Consider the following 18,685-nt stretch of genomic DNA (forward strand, 5'->3'; position numbering starts at 1 on the left):
TCCGGTCCACCGCGCTCAACCGACCCTGATGGAGACCGTCACCGATTCGGTTTTCGCCGGCAGCTGGGTCGTGTCGACGATGAGAATCTCGCCATTGTCTTGGGAGCCGTTGGGCAACATCTTGGGCTCGAGCCGCATGGGCGGCGTGTCCGAGGCCAACCCAGCCAGCCCGAAATCGCTGTCATTTGCCATGATCAGCGTCTTGCCGCCGTCCGGGGTGATCAGGCCTTCGATCTTGTCGTGCCCGAAGAAGTCACCGTTGGGACTCAGCGTGCGCACCAGGGCTCCGAGATCGAGTTTGAGGGTCTTGGACGCCACCGTGATGCCGGCGGCCTTGAGCTTGGCGACGGCGTCGGCGTCGGTGCTGACGCCCACCGCGGTTTCGATCGGAACACCGTCGATGAGCAAGCCGCCGGCGTCCGCCTGATACACCGCACCGGGCACCGTCGAGCGGGGTCCGACGTCGGTGGCGTCGGCGGTATCCACCAGGTAGATCTTCTTGTTTCCCTGGGCGCCGGCTCGTTGTCGCGCTCGTCGACCAGGAACGTGGTGGCGCTCAGCGCGGTGATATCGGAGACAGCGACCTTCGTCTGCTGGGGATTTTCCAGCGGATACAGGTATTCGTGGACGTTTCTGGGGTCAATGAGGTTGACGGTCACGATGCGCACGATCGGGACCGACTTGGCCGGGCCGGCCAGCTCGGGCGTCTGGATGGCCGACTGCATGATCCCCACCAGCGTGGAGCCGTCCGGGGTGATGGTTAGACCCTCGATGCCGCGGTTGGGGCTGCGCAGTGACAGCTCCCGGGGCAGTGTCCCGTCAAACGGTGAAAAGCGTTCCAGCTCTTTGCCGTTGTCGTCGAAGTGGATGAGGTAGGGACCGTACTCGTCGGATACCCAGAAGCTGCCGTCGTACATGGCGACCAGACCCTCGGGGTCCACGCCGTAATCGGAAGGCGGCAGCGGCGTTGCGTTGAGGTCTACCAGGGCCTCCCCGGTATTCGCCTGCGGGGACACCAGTCCGAGCATCGGACGTCCGGCCGGACCGTGCAGCGTGATGATTCGCTCCACCGTTGCCACGCCATCGGCGAGTTTGAGCTTGGCGATGTGCGGATGGAATTCGGGTACCGGGAGCACCTTTTCATTCGGGGTACGCCCGTCGACGTTGGGACCGCGGTCGGTGATGCCATAGATTTCATCAGCACTGCCCGGCACCGCGGCGATTCCCGATCCGTGTGCGCTGGCCTTGATCGCGACGCCGCCGACGGTGGCCAGCGGCAGTTGGTCCTCGGCGAAGAGCTTGACCGCGTGGCTGACCGTGACGGCGAGTTCATCGGTACCGGTGAAGCCCGGGTCGGGGGTGTAGATCATGGCACCGTTTTCGCCGTAGGCGATGCGGCCGTGCGCGGGTTTGCCGAACGCCACCGGTGTCACGCCGTGGGTGGCCGCCAACATCCGGCCCGGTGAGATCGCCAACGCTGTGCCGGTTGCGGTACTCAAGTCCATGTTGCCCGCGTACGCGGCGGTGGGATCTGAGGTGCTCGACGAGCAGGCTGTCAGCGCAATCGACAACCCAACCGTCGCTACCCATCGTCTCGCCATAAATGCCATACGCATGATTTAGCAGGAAAAGTTGTAGTGCGGGTGTACGGAAGCCGGCGCTAGCGCCGCTTGTCACTCACTTTATAGGTTGAGGGCCAGGATTTGCGCGCCTCGTCGCCGGTCAGGGGTGTCCCCATCCCGCCGACCTTCACGTTGTAGGCCTCCTTACCCGGACCGACTTCCCGGTTGGCGTGTTCTTGGGCAAGGTAGTACAGCTCGTCGATGGTCGCTTCGTCGTAAGCGACGAACGAGGTCTCCCGGACAACGTCGTCGATGCCGGCAAGCATCCGGGTGGGCAGCAACTGAGAAGCCAGCGCCGCCAAACCCAGCAGCGACACCGGAATGACCCATTAGCACATGAACGACACCGGGGTCTTGGTGTCAAGGATGGTGGCGTCACTTTCCACGACCGGCGGAACCAGTGATGAGAGCGTCATACCGGCGAACGCGGCAACCCAGATCCAGGTCAGGATCATCGTCATTCGCTTGAACAACTCGGTGTTGACCACGTCGGAGGGCAATTCGGCGGCCGCGTATTCGCGCACAAGCGGTTTGCCCATCAGCAATCCGAGAACAGCGACCAGGAAGATGCCGAAGTTACTCACCGCCACGATCCATCGCGCCAGAAACGCCTCGCTGAGTGCGAATGTCAGCACGGTCAGCACGGAAAATGTTGCGACAGAACCTATTTCGACGGTGCGACCGGGCCTTTGAGCGGAGCGCCCTACCGCCAGCACCGCCAGGGCAATCAACAGTGCGACCGCGACCGCCGTCTCGAAAGGGACATTGCCGACCAACACCCAGTAGACCAGCCACGGCGAAAACCCGAAGAGCATACCCACGATGGCCCAGTGTATGGCCGCACGAGCGCACCACCGCGGTGCGCCGCCGCGCGCGACACGGGGAAGTTACCGGCGGCTCAGACAAACACCGACACCGCGTCGGGCGGGGACGCGACAATCGCCGGCAGCACGAAGGTCCGGACATAGCGACGGACCGTCGCAGGGTCATCCGACCCCGGTATCACGTTCATCAGCAGCGAAAGCGCTACCCCGAGGACGTATCGCCCGACATCACCGGGCTCCAAGCCCACTCGCAACCGGTCCCGGAATAGGACGAACACCTGCTCGTAGAGGCCGGCCACCTTCCCACACAACACCGGGGAGTTGGCCAGCAAACTGGCGACGCCGTGCTCGGCTCCCATGGACAGCAACTCGAGCAGGGGATCACGACTGACCACCGTGGTCACAAAAACCAATGACTCGGTGATCAGGGCGGCAACGTCGTCCGTGGGCATCAGGTCATCAACCACTCGTGCGACATAGCGATCCATCACCTGAACCGCAACCGCGACCACCAACTCATCACGCCCACCGAAATGCCGATAGAGCACAGCGCGTGAGACGCCCGCCCGCTTGGCAACCTCCGCCATGGTGATATCCAGACCATTTTCGGCAAAGCAACGCTCGGCCGTTTGCACCAGCAGACGACGCGCCTGCTCCGGGGTATTGCCGCCCCCCACGGGCCGGCCGCGTCGCCGCACGCCGGATTCTCCGGCTGGAATTTTAGTTGACATCGATTACAGTATGTCTATTATTTGGTAGATGGCTATCCCGTCCACAACGGCACGGTACGGGCAGATGCGGACCGGTGTTCGCGCACTGGGCCACGTGTTCGGCCTTCGGTTCAATCACGACCAGGTATTCGAAGCCGTGATCGCCTTCGGCTACCCGACCCTGCAGCGCGAGTTCGACAAACTCGCCCGACTCCCGCAGGGACGCCGGCTGCTCGAGACAAAGCCCGACCTGATGGCGCGACTCGGTGACGACGACTACCTGGCTACGTTGCCGCCGGGCTCACTCGGCGCCGCCTATCGCGATTTCCTGCGTCAACACCGCCTCGATGCGGGGGTACTCGATGCCCGCGACGTCATCGAGCCGGTCATCGAACGCAATGGCTGGGACCCCGACTTCGGCTACATGATCAAGCGGGGCACCGTCTTGCATGACATGTTCCACGTGCTGGGCGGCTACGGACCCGACCTGGGCGGCGAGATCGGCAACCTGGGCCTGCATCACGGCCAGCTTGGAAAGTGCCGAACCACAGCGATTTTCGGATTCATCGCGTGCGCGGTGGTACGCGGCGGCTCATGGCGGCGCAAACGCGAGTTCTGGCGCCAGGCGGTAGCACGCGGGCGGGCCGCGCAGAACCTGATGGCGGCCCCGTACGAAGAGCTCCTGGACCGACCGCTGGCCGAGGTCCGCGCGGCGCTGGGCATCGCGGCATCGGAGAGCGCACATCCGGCCGGCCACTTCTTCACCAGATGGCAGCTACCTACCGGCACCGCCTCCGCCCCCTTCGATCCCTGGGACTATCAGACCGCGGCGGTCGGCGCCGCGCGCCATTGATCGATTCGCAACCCCAACCGGTAAGCCTCCGCTAGCCGCACCGGGGTGCAAGCCCCTGCTCACCAGCATTTTTTGGACAACCCGGAGACGGCTGGGGCCAGCCAATGCCGCGGCCCCGCCCGCGCCGTTTCCGGGTCCCTTCCTGTCCGCTTGACAGCGGCCGCGCCAGACCTCATCATGTTGCGCATTACAAACCTTGTTTCGTATTACGGAACATAGTGCAAGTGGGTGGCGCTATGGGACCGAAGCTCGTCATCGTGGGTGCCGGCATCGTTGGGGCTTCGCTCGCCGACGAGCTGACCGCCCGGGGGGCATCGATGTCACGGTGGTCGACCGCGGGCCCTTGTTCACCACCGGCGGATCCACGTCGCATGCCCCCGGCCTGGTGTTTGCGACCAACCCGGCGAAAACCATGAGCGCATTCGCTCGCTACACCGTGGACAAATTCTCCGGACTGCACCATCGCGATGGGGCGGTGTTCAACCGGGTGGGCGGGCTCGAGGTCGCCACCACCGCCGAGCGCTGGGCGGACCTGCATCGCAAGGCGGGTTGGGCGCAGGCCTGGGGAGTGCCGGGGCGGCTGGTCGGCCCGGACCAGTGCGTCGAGCTGCACCCGCTGTTGGACCGCGCGGGAATCCTGGGCGGCTTTCACACCCCGAGCGACGGCCTGGCCTCGGCCCGTACGCGCGGTCGAAGCGCAAGCTCGGCGGGCGATCGCGCGGGGCGCGGTCTTCCTGGCCGAGACCGAGGTGCAGCAGGTGGCCGATCACAACGGCCGGGTCACCGGAGTCCACACGAGTCGCGGTGTCATCGAGGCCGACATCGTGGTCTGCGCGGCGGGATTCTGGGGCGCACAGCTGGCCAAACAGGTGGGCCTGGTGCTGCCGCTGGTGCCGATGGCGCACCAGTACGCCAAGACCGGCCAGGTCGCACCGCTGGTCGGGCGCAACACCGAAGACGCCCCGGCGAGCCTGCCGATCCTGCGCCACCAAGACGCCGACCTTTATTTTCGCGAACACGTCGACCGCCTTGGCATCGGCTCCTACGGGCACCAGCCGATGCCCGTGGACATGTCCACGTTGCTGGCCGACACCGCCGGTGAACCGATGCCCTCGATGCTCCCTTTCACCGAGGAGGACTTCGAACCGGCCTGGCGTGACTGCGTGCGACTGCTGCCTGCGCTCGGGGACACCAAGGTTGACGAGGGCTTCAACGGCATCTTCTCGTTCACGCCCGACGGGTATTCGCTGCTCGGCGAGCACCGGGAGTTGGGCGGGTTCTGGGTTGCCGAGGCGGTGTGGGTGACCCATTCGGCCGGGGTGGCCAAAGCGGTCGCGGAGTGGATCGTCGACGGCACCCCGTCGATCGACGTGCACGAATGCGACCTGTACCGGTTCGAGGACTTTGCGCGCAGCCCACGATTCATCGACGAGACCTGCGCGCAGGCCTTCGTCGAGGTCTACGACATCGTTCATCCCCACCAGTACCGCAGCGCGCTGCGCGGCCTGCGCACCAGCCCATTCCACCACCGCCAGCGCGAACTGGGCGCCTACTTCTACGAGGGCGGTGGCTGGGAGCGACCCGCATGGTTTCAAGCCAATGCCGAGCTGGTTCGGGAGCTCGCCGGCCGCAATGTGGCGTTTCCCGAGCGTGACGACTGGGCGGCACGCTACTGGTCGCCCATCGCGATCGCCGAGGCGCAGTGGACGCGTGAACGCGTCGCCCTCTACGACATGACACCGCTGACCCGCTACGAAGTCAGCGGTGCCGGTGCGGTCGACCTGCTGCAGCGGCTGACTACCAACGACATCGACAAGGGCGTCGGATCGGTCACCTACACCTTGATGCCCGATGAGACGGGCGGCGTCCGCAGCGATCTCACCGTCGCCCGACTCGGCACGGCCCGTTTTCAGGTCGGCGCCAATGGGCCCCAGGACTTCGACTGGCTGAGTCGTCATCTGCCCCAAGACGGCAGCGTCACGCTGCGCGATATCACCGGAGGCACCTGCTGCATCGGGGTGTGGGGGCCGGCCGCGCGGGACCTCGTGCAGCCGTTGTGCCGAGACGATCTGTCACACCAAGCGTTCCCGTACTTCCGGTTGCTACAGACCTATCTGGAGGCCATCCCGGTCACCATGCTGCGGGTGTCTTATGTCGGCGAGCTGGGCTGGGAGATCTATACCGAAGCCAGCTACGGCGGCGCCCTGTGGGACCTGTTGTGGGCGGCTGGCGCCGGCCACCAGGCCATTGCCGCCGGACGCATCGCGTTCAACAGCCTGCGCATGGAGAAGGGCTACCGCGCGTGGGGCACCGACATGACCGCCGAGCACCGCCCGGATGAGGCCGGCCTGGGCTTCGCGGTTCGGATGTCCAAAGACTTCATCGGCAAGGCCGCGCTGGTGGACGCCGCTGCGCGAAAGGTACTGCAGTGCATTGTCTTCGACGATCCCGCCGCGGCGGCACTGGGCAAGGAGCCGGTGTTTGCCGGCGATGTCTGCATTGGATTCGTGACCAGTGCCGGGTATTCGCCCACGATTGGCCGCACCATCGCCTACGCCTGGCTGCCGGCCGAATCGTCGATTGGTGACACCGTCACCGTCGACCACCGCGGCCGGCGCTACCCGGCGAGCGTCCACCAGCAACCGGCGGTCGATCCAGGGTCCACCCGGATACGGAGGTAACTCGTCATGGCGACAACGGGTTACGACGTGATTGTGATCGGACTGGGCGGCATGGGAAGCGCGGCCGCCTATCATCTGGCCGCCCGGGGCCGCCGAGTGCTCGGCCTGGAGCGTCATCAACCGGCCCACGACAAGGGATCCAGCCACGGCGGCTCCCGGATCATCCGCCAGTCCTACTTCGAGGATCCCGGTTACGTGCCACTGCTGCGGCGGTCCTATGAGCTGTGGGAGAGGCTGGCCATCGATGCCCAGAGCGACATCTACCGACTCACCGGCGGCCTGTTCATCGGACCGCCGGACTGCGCGACCGTAGCCGGCAGCCTGCGGGCCAGCCGCGAGTGGAATCTGCCGCACGAGGTGCTCGACGCCCCGCAGATCGCGGCCCGCTTCCCGAATTTCACCCCGCAGCCCACAGACATCGCGCTCTACGAAGCCAAGGCGGGTTTGGCTCGCCCTGAACTGACGGTGCGTGCACACCTGGAGCTGGCAAAGCGATCGGGGGCAACACTGCAATTCGAGGAGCCGGTGCTGAACTGGACCACGACCACCAGCGGCGTGCGGGTCACCACCGGCCGCGGCACCTACACCGCCGAACAGCTGGTGGTCTGCCCCGGCGCCTGGGCACCGGAGCTGCTGAGCCAATTGGGCATTCCGATCACGGTGCAACGCCAGGTGATGTACTGGCTGGACCCGGTTGGCGGCACGGCCGGGTTCCGGGATCACCCGATCTTCATCGCCGAGAATGATTCCGGCGCAAAGATTTACGGCTTCCCCGCCATCGACGGACCACGCGGCGGGGTCAAGGTCGCGTTCTTCCGCAAAGGGATCGCCTGCACCCCGGACACCATCGACCGGGTGGTTGGGCCGCAGGAGATCCACGAGATGATCACCCGGGTCGGCGAATTATTGCCGGCGCTCGCCGGCACCTGCCTGCAAGCGGCGACCTGCATGTACTCCAACACACCCGATCAGCATTTCGTCATCGCACGACATCCGTACTGTCCTGCGGTGACCGTGGCCTGTGGATTCTCCGGGCACGGCATCAAGTTCGTGCCGGTTGTCGGCGAGATTCTTGCCGACCTGGTGACCGAGGGCGCTACCAGCCAACCGATTTCGCTGTTCGACCCACAGAGGCTGGTGACCGTATGACCGCTGTCCGGCAACCCTCGGCCTTGCTGCCCACCCTGGGCGGGGCCTACTACACCAGTGCCGCCGTGTTTGCCGCCGAGCAACAGCACGTGTTCGAAAGCATGTGGTTTTGCGTCGTGCGCGCGGCCGACCTGAACGAGCCCGGGCAATTCAAGGCCGTACAGGTGGGACGCGAAAGCGTGCTGCTGGTGCGGGGCGGGATCGACGGCTGCGCGCCTTTCTCAACATCTGCCGGCATCGAGGTGCGCTGCTGTGCACCGAGCCCGAGGGACAGGTGCGCCGGAATCTGCGCTGCCCCTATCACTCCTGGACCTACGGATTGGACGGCACCCTGATCGCCGCCCCCAATATCGCGGAACTGACCGACACCGACGGAGCGAGCATCGACCGGCACCGCTATGGCCTGGTCGCGGTGGCATTGCGGGAGTGGCTGGGCTATGCGTGGGTCTGCCTGGCCGAGGATCCGCCGTCGTTCGAAGACGACGTCGTCGGGTCGGTCACGGCGCGACTCGGCGACGTGAGCGCCATAGACACCTACCGGATCGAGGCGTTGCAGGTCGGGCGGCGTGTCAGCTACGACGTCGCGGCGAACTGGAAGTTGATCGTCGAGAACTTCATGGAGTGCTACCACTGCGCCACCATCCACCCCGAGCTGACCAGAGTGATACCGGAATTCGCACGCGGCCAGGCGGCTCAGCGATCGGTGGGACGCGGCGCCGAATTCGGCTCGGCGGTAGCAGGTTTCACCGTGGACGGCCGGGCAGGCTTCACCGCCCTACCCGGAATCAGGCCGGAGCAGGACCGACGCTACTTCGCCATCACCGTCAAACCGACGGTGTTCATCAACCTGGTCCCCGATCACGCGATCATCCACCGGATGTTCCCGATCGCCGCCGACCGAACCATCGTCGAATGTGACTGGCTCTAAGCCCCCGAGGTGGCCGCGGGCGGCGACATTGCGCACTCGGTTGAACTGTTCCATCGCGTCAACGAGCAGGACTTCGACGCCTGCCAGCGGACCCAGCCCGCGATGTCGTCACGCGCCTACCGCACCGGCGGTGTGCGGGTTCCCGCCGAGCACCACATCGCCGAATTCCATCAGTGGGTGGTCGCACGCATCGGCATCCCCGCGGTGTCGGGGTAACCGAGGTGCCCGTGAGCAGCGGTATATCATCGATGATCATGGGGACAGGCAACGACGGCGGTGCCTCCGAGTCAGACCCTGCCCCCGCCGTTCAATCGGTCGACCGTGCCCTGCTGGTGCTCGAACTGTTGGCGGACATGGGCAAAGCGGGGGTGACCGAGGTCGCCGATGAGCTCGGGGTACACAAATCAACCGCGTCGCGGCTGATCACCGCGCTGGAAGCACGCGGCTACGTCGAACAGCTCTCCGATCGCGGCAAGTACCAGCTCGGAATCGGGGTGTCGCGACTGGCCCGCGCCCGCAGCGGTCACTCGGACCTGGTGAAGCTGAGCCAGGACGCGTGCGACAAGCTGGCGGCGGACTTGGGTGAAACGGCCAACCTGGCAATCCTCGACGAAAACCGCGCCGTCAACATCGTCGAGGCGGTAAGCAGCGCCGAAATCGCACTGCAAACCTGGGTGGGCCAGAGCTGCCCAGTGCACGCCACCTCGTCCGGCAAGGTGTTGCTGGCCGGTCTGGAGGCAGATGAGGTACGCCACCGGGTCGGCGCGACATTGGACAGCTTCACCGAGAACACCATCGTCACCATCGATGCGTTGGAGGCCCAACTCGCGGCCACCCGCGCGGCCGGCTGGGCCAGCGCACGTGAGGAGCTCGAAATCGGCCTCAATGCGGTCGCCGCGCCGGTCTACGACAGCACCGGACGGGTTGCCGCGGCGCTGAGCGTCTCCGGACCGGCCTACCGGCTACCGGCCGCCGACTTCGAAGAGGTCGCCCAACAGACCATCGCCGCGGCTGACGCGGTGAGTCGAGGGCTGGGCTGGACGGACCGCATCTCCTGACACCGAGGCCGCCGCTCACGGGCGGTGACAGGTAGCTTCCAGGGCTTTCGCGGCTTCCAAGGTTTCTTCATGAATCCCGGAAGGCCCCGGGTGGATCTTTTTCTCACGGAACCCACCGCGCCGCCGAGGCGGCCGACGAGAAGCCCACGAGGAAAGGAGCTCATCGTGTCGAAGACCTTCATGAACCGAGTCGCCACCGCAGCGCGTACCGCCACCGCGGCGGCCTTCATCGGCGCCGCCGCGGCCGGGGCGTTCGCCGCCCCCGCGCTGGCCAGCCCCGCTCCCCAGACCGAATCCACCGGCGCGCTGTACGGCCACCCAGACACGGCCGCTCAGTACTGGCAGATGCAGCACCTGCCCGACAACTGCGTGCTGATGTCGGTCGCCGACGTGGTCGGCGAAGTAACTGGAAAGCTGCCGTCCGAGGAGCAGATCGTTCGCCTGGCCGAAAGCACGCCGAGTTCGATGCATCCCGGGTCGATCTACATCCGCCCCACCCCCACCCAAACCTGGGGCACCGACCCCAGCGATGTGGTGGTCCTGCTGGCCCAGTTCGGCATCAAGGGTGCCATCACCAATGCCTCCACCGAAGAGCAAACCGGTGTTCCCACCGGACTTTCGGCGATCGAGCGCTACCTCGGCGATGGCCACAAGGTGATCGCCACCGTCAACGTCGAAACCATCTGGGACAACCCGGACGGCGACCACAGCGCCCCGGACCACTCCCTGGTCATCACCGGCGTGGACACCCGCACCGGCGTCGTGCACCTCAACGACCCCGCCTATCCGTCGGGCGCCGACAAGCAGGTGCCGATCGACACCTTCATGCAGGCCTGGCAGGCCAGCGACTACCAGATGGTGGTAACGGTCAACGACAACTAGAACGTGGTCGTGACAGGATCTCGCCAAACCGAAATCGATTTAGCTCCAGCAGCTCTGACGGCACCGTCGCGGCGCACGTCAGTCTTTGACGCAGTCCATGATGACCAGGAAAGGATTGTCGAGTAGGTAGTCCCAGTAGTCGCCCTCCTCACCCGCTTCGGGCGCAGGCTCCAGATCGGGAATGTGGACGGCGAAGTCGTGGAAACCGGCGTGCCGGAACGCGCGGGCATAGGCCTCGATCGGCAGGTAGTAGTTCCGGACTCGCAGTCTGGAATCGGCGAGATTGACCGTGATGTCGATCGGCGCGCCGTCGTAGACGTGATCGGCCAGTTGCAGCTCGAATCCATACTTACGGTAGTCGGGCCGAAACGAATACACCCCCGGATTGGTGTTCACGGTGACGAACCGGCCGCCCGGCTTGACCCGGCACGCCAGGCCGCGACACATCTGCGCGAGCTCCGCCCGGTTTTGCGCGTACACCAGCAGCCACGCACTCACAACCACGTCGTAATCCTGTTGCGCAACGGTCGAACGGGCGTCCGCCACGACGTAGTCGATGCCCAACGGCTGCTGCTTTTCCTGCGCGCGGGCCAGGGCGATCATCCGTTCGGAGATGTCGAGTCCGACCACCTGCCCGGCGCCGGCGCGGCGCAACAAGCGGGTGAAATGCCCTTCGCCGCAAGCGACGTCCAGCACCTTCTTGCCGCTGACGTCACCGATGTGCTTGAGAAAGGAGTAGGTCTCGATGCGTTCTCGCCAAGGCTGCGTCTTCGCCTGTTGATACTGCTCGGCGATGTGCCCCTGGTTGTAGTCGATTGCCACACCGGCCGCCTTTCCCCAAGCAGCAACCCGATCCCGCTATCGCGCAGCTCTACCTCCCAACCTAGCCCCGATCGGTGGATGCGGAAGGCGAGCGTAGCGAAACCTCGGCGCGGTATTCGGCGGGTGAGGACCCATGAATGGCCTTGAAGAGGCGGGAGAAATGCGATGCGTTGACCAGCCCCCAACGCGCGGCGATAGAGCTCACCGGCACCTCCCCAAGGCGGTGATCTTCCAGGTCGCGACGGCAATGTTCGATGCGGCGGTCTCGGATCCAGCCGGTGACTGTCTGACCCTGCGACTCGAACAGCTTCTGCAGGTACCGCACCGAAACATGATGCGCGGCAGCGATCGTTGAAACATCCAGACCCGGGTCACCGAGCCGACTTTCGATGAAGGCGCGAATCCGCAGCGCCAGGCCTCGCGTACCTCGAGCCACATTGCCGCCGGTCTCGTCGGAGAGTTGCGCGGCGAACGATGCCGCCAGCATGTCCAGCACCGCGTCGGCTAGATAGAGGGTGCCGGCGGTGTTCGCATCGTCGAGCCGGTTGCCCATCTCGGTCAGGAAGGCCGACACCGACGCTCCCAAGCCATCGCGCCCGTTCAGCCGCCGAGCCGTTAATCGCGTCAATTCGGCCGAGGACAGCCGCATCTGGTCGCGCGGAAACATGACGACCAGCGCCCGGTAGACACCGCTGAAAGCCAGGCTGTAGGGCCGGGTCGTGTCGTACACCGCGAAATCTCGCGGAGCCAACGTCTCTTCGTGGCCGTCCTGGGTCACAACGCACTTACCGTTCAGCGGCATCGCGACCTTGAGGTAGTCCGGGGCGCTGTGGTTTATCAGCTTGGCCGTGCGGCGCACCAGCACGTCACTTCCGACCCGGACATCGGACACTCGGACCGTGCCCAGACTCGCCGAGCGCACCTGGCCACGAAAAGTTCCGACGTCATCGACGCATAACGCAAGCGGCACGAATGTCTGGGAGATGGCGTGCTGGAAGGCTTCAAAACGTTCGTTTCGCCGTGCGGACGTGGCGGCACAGCGCTGGCCGGGTCGGCTGGGATTCACCATGGTGCCTCCAACTCGTCGGCGAGCCATCCCGGGTTTGGCCGCAACCTGCTCAGCCGACGTCATCGCGCGGTACGGCGCCCACCCCCGTGACGGATGCTGAGCACCTCATTCGACGGTACCTGCGCGGCGCCCGAAGCGGCGCTGCGCCGCGAGTTCACCCGAAGCATTCGCGCAAGCTCAAGATCCGTGCGCCGGCGTGCAAGCGCGCCCCGTCCCGCGCGACCAACACTGGGTGAGACATCGCGTCATCGTGATCGGCGCCGCCACTGATCCCCGCGACCGCAAACCAAAAGACCACCGGATACCGAACCGCCCCGATGCAGAATCGAGAAATCACATGTGCTCCGACCCCATCGCGGCGCGGTATGACTTCGTGGTCTGCGGATCCGGTTCGGCAGGGTCGGTGCTGGCGCGGCGACTATCCGAGAACAGCAACGTCGCCGTGCTGTTGCTGGAGGCCGGCGGCACCGACGACGTTGCGGAGGTGATGGATCCCGCCCAATGGCCACTCAACCTGGGCAGCGCACGCGATTGGGGCTTTGCGTCGGCTCCGAGCGCCCACCTGAACGGACGATCCATCCCGCTCTCCATGGGCAAGGTGCTCGGCGGAGGATCGAGCATCAACGTGATGGCTTGGGCGCGCGGTCACCGCAACGACTGGGCCCATTTCGCCGCGGCGGCCGGCGACCCGAGCTGGGGCTATGAATCGGTCCTGGACATTTACCGCCGCATCGAAGACTCTCACGGCCGCTGCGACGGCGATCGGCGGGGAGTCGGAGGCCCGGTGTTCGTCCAAACCGCGCCCGACCCCAATCCGATTGCCACGGCCGTCGTCGATGGTGCGGGCGCAATCGGGATTCCCGTGTATGACAGCAACAACGGCATCATGATGGAGGGACCGGGCGGCGCATCGCTATTGGACCTGCAACTGCGAAATGGACTCCGCGAGTCGGTGTTCCGCAGCTATGCGCACCCCCACCTGCAACAACGCAACCTCACCGTCCTTACCGGTGCGACGGTCCGGCGGCTGACGTTCAGCGGGAGTCGTGTCACCGGCGTGCAGTTCTCACATGCCAACGCGATCCGCACCGTCTCCGCCACCCAAGAGGTGGTCGTCTCACTCGGCGCCATCAACACCCCCAAAGTGCTCATGCAGTCTGGCATCGGGGATGCAAATGAACTGCGCGGCTTCGGCATTCCGGTCATCACGCATCTTCGCGGAGTGGGACACAACTATCAGGATCACCCTCGGATTGACTGTGTATGGGAATCGCATGAGGCGCTGGCACCGCGCAACAACGGGGCGGAGGTCACGGTCTTCTGGAAGAGCCACCCGACGCTGGCCACCCCGGACCTACAGATCTGTGTCGCGGAGTTTCCGTTGTCCAGCCCGGAGAACGCAGCACGCTACGGGCTGCCGGCACACGGCTGGACCATGTGTGTCGGCGTGGTCAGACCACAAAGTCGCGGTCGGGTGCGGCTCAGCGGGCCGCACCCCGGCGACCCTGTGCTGATCGAGGCCGAGATGCTCGCCCACCCTGACGATATGAAGGCCGCCGCGGCCGGGTTGCAACTCTGCCGCGAGATCGGAAATACGGCACCACTTCGCCCCTTCGCGAAGCGCGAGGTGATGCCGGGCGGTTTCGCGGGTGCCGAGCTCGAACGTTTCATTCGCGATGGCGCTTCGACCTATTGGCATCAGTCCGGCACCGCCAAGATGGGGCGACACGACATGTCGGTGGTTGACGCCAAGTTGAAAGTCCATGGAATGGAAAATCTTCGGGTCGCCGATAGTTCGATCATGCCGCGGATCACCACCGGCAACACCATGGCTCCTTGCGTCGTGATCGGTGAGCGTGCCGCGGAGATCGTCAAAGCAGACCATGGCCTGTGATTCAGCTCGACTGGGCGAGCCGCTGAACCGCGGCCGCGATCTCCTCTGGAAAATCCTCTTGAAGAAAGTGCTTGGCCGGTAGCGTGGTCACCCGCTGCGTCCCGGCCAGCTGCCGGGCCTCGGCGCCGTAGCGGCGCCAACTCAGCATCGTGTCTCGAACACCCCATACGATTTGCACCGGATAGCGCGTGTCCTGGACCGCCGCGATGTAGCTGTGCTGTTTTTCTGGTGTCAGTTCGAAGCCCCGCATGATCTCGAGGAATGCCCGGCCTCCGTCATCCCCGAACAAAAGCGGCTTCCAACAAGCGATCTCGGCGCTCGGGACCCGACTGCTCACGCCCACCAGACGCATTATCGACTCGAACGCACCCGGAACGCGCAACAAGGCAAGCCACATTTCGCCGACCGCTCGATGAGCGAACGGCTCCATCGGCCAGGGGCGGTGAAAGCGCTCCACCGCGATGATGGTGTTGAGCAGCGTCATCGACAGCACACGATCGGGTGCCGCGTTGGCGACGTCGAATCCGATCGGTCCACCGATGTCGTGGACGACCAGGTGAAAGCGGCCGACACCCAGCGCATCGATCGCCGCGCCCAGCCAACGTCCCAGACCGCTCCAGGTGTAGTCGGCGTCGCCGGGGCATTCGGCAAGGCCGAGACCGGGCAGATCGATCGCAATCCCCCGCAGACCACGCTGGGCCAGGGCCGCCACGACCTTGCGGTAGAGGAATGACGACGCTGGCACGCCGTGCACGCAGATCACCGGCGGTGCGTCTCGGGCGCCGCTATCCAAGACGAAGGACTCGATGCCGGCCGCGGTGAATCGGCGCCCCGATGCCCGGTGCTGTTCGAGCAGGCGCGCGACCTGCGCCCGAGTCATGGCGCCGCCCCGCGTACCGATAGCTCCACCACACCATGGTGGCCGAAAACGACGGCGAATGCTTGCACACGGCCGCACTGAGCTTGCTCTAGCCTCAACGATCGGAAAACAGCAGTTCCAAGCCCCGCGACAAACCCGAACCGGAAAAGTGACCTACGTCAGGTTGATCGACGAGTCCAGCGTCTCGGCTGTGAACGTCTCGGCCAACCGCCGCACCGCCGTCTTGTCCCCGGCTGGCGCCTGCATGGTCTTGGTCACAAGACACTCCTTCTGTCCGCCCCAACAGCGGTCCGCTAATGGACCACCCCGGACCTACGCAGATGGAATGACGCACCCTCCAAATCGAACACCAGCGAACCTGACCCACGCCACACAACTTGACTCAAAAATCCGGCTTCGCCGGATCTAGCCATCTAGCGTATGGCGCCTGTTCGCATCGGCCACCAGAACCAGCGGCCCAACTGCGCGGCTACTGCGGGCGTCATGAACGACCGGACAATCAAGGTATCGAACAGCAGGACCAGGGCAATCGTAGTTCCCACCTGGCCGATAACTCGCAAGTCGCTGACGACCATCGATGCCATGGTGACGGCAAATACCAGGCCCGCGTTCGTCACGACCTTTCCGGTACCGCCCATCGAGCGGATGATTCCGGTATTCAGTCCGGCGCCCAATTCCTGTTTGAACCGGGCCACCAACAGCAGGTTGTAGTCAGATCCCACCGCCAAGAGGGCGATAACAGACATCGTCAGCACCATGTAGTGCAAGGGAACGCCGAGAATATGCTGCCATAGCAGCACGGATAGCCCAAAGGAAGCGCCCAGCGACAGCACTACCGTCCCCACGATCACAGCGGCAGCAATAAGGGCGCGGGTGAGGATCAGCACGATGATAAAAATCAGGCACATGGCCGAAATTCCCACAATCAGAAGGTCCCAGCCGGCGCCCTCGTCGATATCTTTGACCACAGCTGCCGCGCCAGTCAGATATATCTTGGCGTCCTCCAATGGGGTCCCCTTGAGCGACTCTTCCGCCGCCGTCCGGACCGCATTAACGCTTGCCATGCCGTCGGGCGTTTGGGGGTCGCCTCGGTGCAAAATGATGAAGCGGGCCGCGTGTCCGTCCGCCGACAGAAACGAGTCCATTGCGCGCTGAAAACGCTTGTTTTGGAAAATCTCCGGCGGCAAATAGAAAGAGTCATCGTTCTTGGCGGCGTCGAACGCCTTGCCCATGGCGTTCGCATTTTCGCTCATCTCATCCATCTGGTCGAAAATGCCCACCATGGTGCTGTGCATGGTCGGCATCATGGTGCGCGCGCTTTCGATGGTCTCGATCATCGGCGGGAACGTCGCGAGCATCTGGGGTAGCAGCGCGTCCAGGGTCTGGACGTCACTCACGAGCGCGCCGATTTTCTCGTCTATCTCGTCCACACCATCCAGCGCGTCGAATACCGATCGGAACGACCAGCAGATCGGAATGTCGTAGCAGTGCTTTTCCCAGTAGAAATAGCTGCGGATTGGCCGCCAGAAGTCATCGAAGTCGGCGATGTGGTCGCGCACCTCACTGGTGATTTGCTCCATCTCGACGAAGTCATTAGCCATTCGGTGGGTATTGCCGGAAAGCTTCGCCATGGCGTCGTAAATGCGACGCATCGCAACGGCCATTTAGCCCATTTCCTCGGCTTGCGCGAGCATGTCCTTCATCGGGTCACGCTGAAATTTGAGCGTCGGCACTTGAATGGCGTTCTGCATGCTGGTCAAATACGGTATCGTCGTGTGCGCCAGTGTAGTTCCGTCGGGCCTGGTTATCGCCTGGACCCGCGAGATTCCGGGAACGCGGAAGATTCCCTTGGCCAGTTTGTCCAAAATCAAGAAGTCGGTCGGGTTTCGCATGTCGTGATCCGCCTCGATCATCAAGATCTCGGGCTTCATCCGGGCCGGGGCGAAATGGCGATCTGCCGCCGCGTACCCCTGGTTCGCAGGGATGCCGGCGGGTAGATAGATCCGGTCGTTGTAGTTGATTCGAAGTCCGGGCAGAGCCAGCAGTCCGACGAGGGCAATAGCCAGTGTTGCGGTGAGGACGGGCACAGGCCATCGCACTACCACCGTGCCGACTCGTCTCCAGCTCCGGACGTCGAGCCGCCGTTTGGGGTTGAACAGACCGTAGCGGCTGCCGACAACCAGCACGGCCGGCGTCAGCGTCAGCGCGACCGCCACAGTAACCAGCGTCCCCACCGCGCAGGGGATGGCCAGAGTCTGGAAGGAAGGCAGCCGGGCGAACAGGAGGCAGAGGGTCGCGGCGGCGATAGTCAAGCCAGTGCCCAAAATGACGTGGGTAGTGCCGCGGTACATGGTGTAAAAGGCGGTCTCTTCGTCTTCGCCGATCAGGCGCGCTTCGTGGTACCGGCCAAAGACGAAAATGCCGTAGTCCGTGCCGGCCGCGATTGTTAACGACGTGAGCAACGTGACCGCAAACGTGGTGAGTCCGATACCCCCGCTGTGCCCGATGAGGGCGACAATTCCCCGCGACGCTGTCAATGCAACGCCGACCATGGACAGCAAGGCAATAACGGTGCTGACCGAACGATAGACGAGTAGCAACATGAAAAAAATGACTGTGACAGTCGTCAGCGTGATTTTCAGCATGGACTTGTCACCGCTGCGCTGCATATCCACCATGAGCGCCGATGGTCCCGTGACGTACGTTTTTATCCCGGGCGGAGCGGGCGTCTCCGCAACGATCTTGCGGACGGCTTCGACGGATTCATTGGCCAGCGACTCACCTCGATTGCCCCCCCAAACTCAATTGGACAGTCACGGCTTTGCCGTCGTCGCTTTGCGCGCCCGCCGCCGTGAGAGGATCGCCCCAGAAGTCTTGCACGTGCTCTACGTACTTTTTATCGGCATTCAACTTGCGCAACAAAGCGGCGTAATACTTATGGACCGCGTCGTCGAGCGGTTGATCGCCCTCCAACACGATCATCGCTGAACTGTCGGAATTTCCTTCGTGGAACACCTGGCCGATGCGCTTGACCGCTTGGAAGGACGGCGCATCCTGAGGACTCAGTGAAACTGCACGCTGTTGTTCGACCTTTTCCAGCGATGGCACGAACACGGTGAGTGCGACGCAAATAGCCAGCCAGCCCAAGATGATTGGCACCGCGAACGCATGAATCTTCCTCGCGATCAGCGGCCTTTCGGTGTCGGAGTGGTTCGCGTAATTGACAGTCATGCGAATTTCACCCGGTAGTACTTGTAGGCGCTATTAGAACGTGATTGCGGTGCAGTCGACCATTGTTGCTTCGACAGCGAAA

9 protein-coding genes and 5 pseudogenes are annotated in these 18,685 nt (G+C 64.3%); 7 read left to right on the forward strand and 7 right to left on the reverse strand.

Features of this window, described 5'->3' with window-relative positions; genetic code table 11:
• Positions 1 to 15: 15 nt before the first annotated feature.
• From MPSD_RS29765 to MPSD_RS22645, 3 genes and pseudogenes are all read right to left on the reverse strand, one after another.
• Positions 16 to 1,601 (reverse strand): annotated as a pseudogene (locus MPSD_RS29765) (esterase-like activity of phytase family protein).
• 59 nt (positions 1,602 to 1,660) lie between these two features.
• Positions 1,661 to 2,443 (reverse strand): annotated as a pseudogene (locus MPSD_RS22640) (hypothetical protein).
• A 77-nt stretch (positions 2,444 to 2,520) separates the two neighbouring features.
• Positions 2,521 to 3,177, reverse strand: coding sequence for a TetR/AcrR family transcriptional regulator (locus MPSD_RS22645; RefSeq protein ID WP_223161678.1), 657 nt, complete (start codon positions 3,175 to 3,177; stop codon positions 2,521 to 2,523).
• 64 nt (positions 3,178 to 3,241) lie between these two features.
• Here MPSD_RS22645 and MPSD_RS22650 point away from each other — a divergent pair, with 64 nt between their 5' ends.
• The 6 genes and pseudogenes from MPSD_RS22650 (at position 3,242) to MPSD_RS22675 (ending at position 10,707) form a co-directional block, all read left to right on the forward strand.
• Positions 3,242 to 4,009 carry a Coq4 family protein gene (locus MPSD_RS22650; RefSeq protein ID WP_020786207.1) on the forward strand — a complete coding sequence of 256 codons (768 nt, stop codon included), beginning with the start codon at positions 3,242 to 3,244 and terminating at the stop codon, positions 4,007 to 4,009.
• A 236-nt stretch (positions 4,010 to 4,245) separates the two neighbouring features.
• Positions 4,246 to 6,690: pseudogene (locus tag MPSD_RS31100) on the forward strand (GcvT family protein).
• Between the two features lie 6 nt (positions 6,691 to 6,696).
• Positions 6,697 to 7,839, forward strand: coding sequence for an N-methyl-L-tryptophan oxidase (gene solA / locus MPSD_RS22660; RefSeq protein WP_086085660.1), 1,143 nt, complete (start codon positions 6,697 to 6,699; stop codon positions 7,837 to 7,839).
• Positions 7,836 to 8,983 (forward strand): annotated as a pseudogene (locus MPSD_RS22665) (aromatic ring-hydroxylating oxygenase subunit alpha). Before solA ends, MPSD_RS22665 begins: the two are co-directional and overlap by 4 nt.
• Before the next feature lie 11 nt (positions 8,984 to 8,994).
• Positions 8,995 to 9,825: an IclR family transcriptional regulator gene (locus MPSD_RS22670; RefSeq protein WP_015356941.1), complete on the forward strand. Its 831-nt coding sequence runs from the start codon at positions 8,995 to 8,997 to the stop codon at positions 9,823 to 9,825.
• A 165-nt stretch (positions 9,826 to 9,990) separates the two neighbouring features.
• Positions 9,991 to 10,707, forward strand: coding sequence for a C39 family peptidase (locus tag MPSD_RS22675; protein WP_020786200.1), 717 nt, complete (start codon positions 9,991 to 9,993; stop codon positions 10,705 to 10,707).
• A 78-nt stretch (positions 10,708 to 10,785) separates the two neighbouring features.
• On the opposite strand, the gene MPSD_RS22680 is transcribed toward MPSD_RS22675, so the two are convergent.
• Both MPSD_RS22680 and MPSD_RS22685 read right to left on the reverse strand, forming a co-directional pair.
• Positions 10,786 to 11,529, reverse strand: a complete 744-nt coding sequence (locus MPSD_RS22680) for a class I SAM-dependent methyltransferase (RefSeq protein WP_020786199.1) — start codon at positions 11,527 to 11,529, stop codon at positions 10,786 to 10,788.
• A gap of 61 nt (positions 11,530 to 11,590) precedes the next feature.
• Positions 11,591 to 12,598: an AraC-like ligand-binding domain-containing protein gene (locus MPSD_RS22685; RefSeq protein WP_015356943.1), complete on the reverse strand. Its 1,008-nt coding sequence runs from the start codon at positions 12,596 to 12,598 to the stop codon at positions 11,591 to 11,593.
• Between the two features lie 337 nt (positions 12,599 to 12,935).
• Between MPSD_RS22685 and MPSD_RS22695 the strand changes: the two genes are divergently transcribed.
• On the forward strand, positions 12,936 to 14,492 hold the full coding sequence (locus MPSD_RS22695; protein ID WP_086085661.1) for a GMC family oxidoreductase: 1,557 nt from the start codon (positions 12,936 to 12,938) through the stop codon (positions 14,490 to 14,492).
• 1 nt (position 14,493) lies between these two features.
• Here MPSD_RS22695 and MPSD_RS22700 read toward each other — a convergent pair whose 3' ends face one another.
• The gene (locus tag MPSD_RS22700) at positions 14,494 to 15,372 is read right to left on the reverse strand and encodes an alpha/beta fold hydrolase (protein ID WP_086085662.1); all 879 of its coding nucleotides are present in this window, start codon (positions 15,370 to 15,372) and stop codon (positions 14,494 to 14,496) included.
• Positions 15,373 to 15,803: 431 nt separating this feature from the next.
• Positions 15,804 to 18,603: pseudogene (locus MPSD_RS22705) on the reverse strand (MMPL/RND family transporter); the annotation flags it as partial.
• Positions 18,604 to 18,685: the final 82 nt, after the last annotated feature.

It is taken from the genome of Mycobacterium pseudoshottsii JCM 15466 (genome assembly GCF_003584745.1).
Classification (GTDB): domain Bacteria; phylum Actinomycetota; class Actinomycetes; order Mycobacteriales; family Mycobacteriaceae; genus Mycobacterium; species Mycobacterium marinum.

Bases quoted from the DNA above. Each gene is read 5' to 3' on its own strand.
- MPSD_RS22645 (WP_223161678.1), bottom strand. From the start codon at position 3,177: ATGTCAACTAAAATTCCAGCCGGAGAATCCGGCGTGCGGCGACGCGGC.
- MPSD_RS22650 (WP_020786207.1), top strand. From the start codon at position 3,242: ATGCGGACCGGTGTTCGCGCACTGGGCCACGTGTTCGGCCTTCGGTTC.
- solA (WP_086085660.1), top strand. From the start codon at position 6,697: ATGGCGACAACGGGTTACGACGTGATTGTGATCGGACTGGGCGGCATG.
- MPSD_RS22685 (WP_015356943.1), bottom strand. From the start codon at position 12,598: ATGGTGAATCCCAGCCGACCCGGCCAGCGCTGTGCCGCCACGTCCGCA.
- MPSD_RS22695 (WP_086085661.1), top strand. From the start codon at position 12,936: ATGTGCTCCGACCCCATCGCGGCGCGGTATGACTTCGTGGTCTGCGGA.
- MPSD_RS22700 (WP_086085662.1), bottom strand. From the start codon at position 15,372: ATGACTCGGGCGCAGGTCGCGCGCCTGCTCGAACAGCACCGGGCATCG.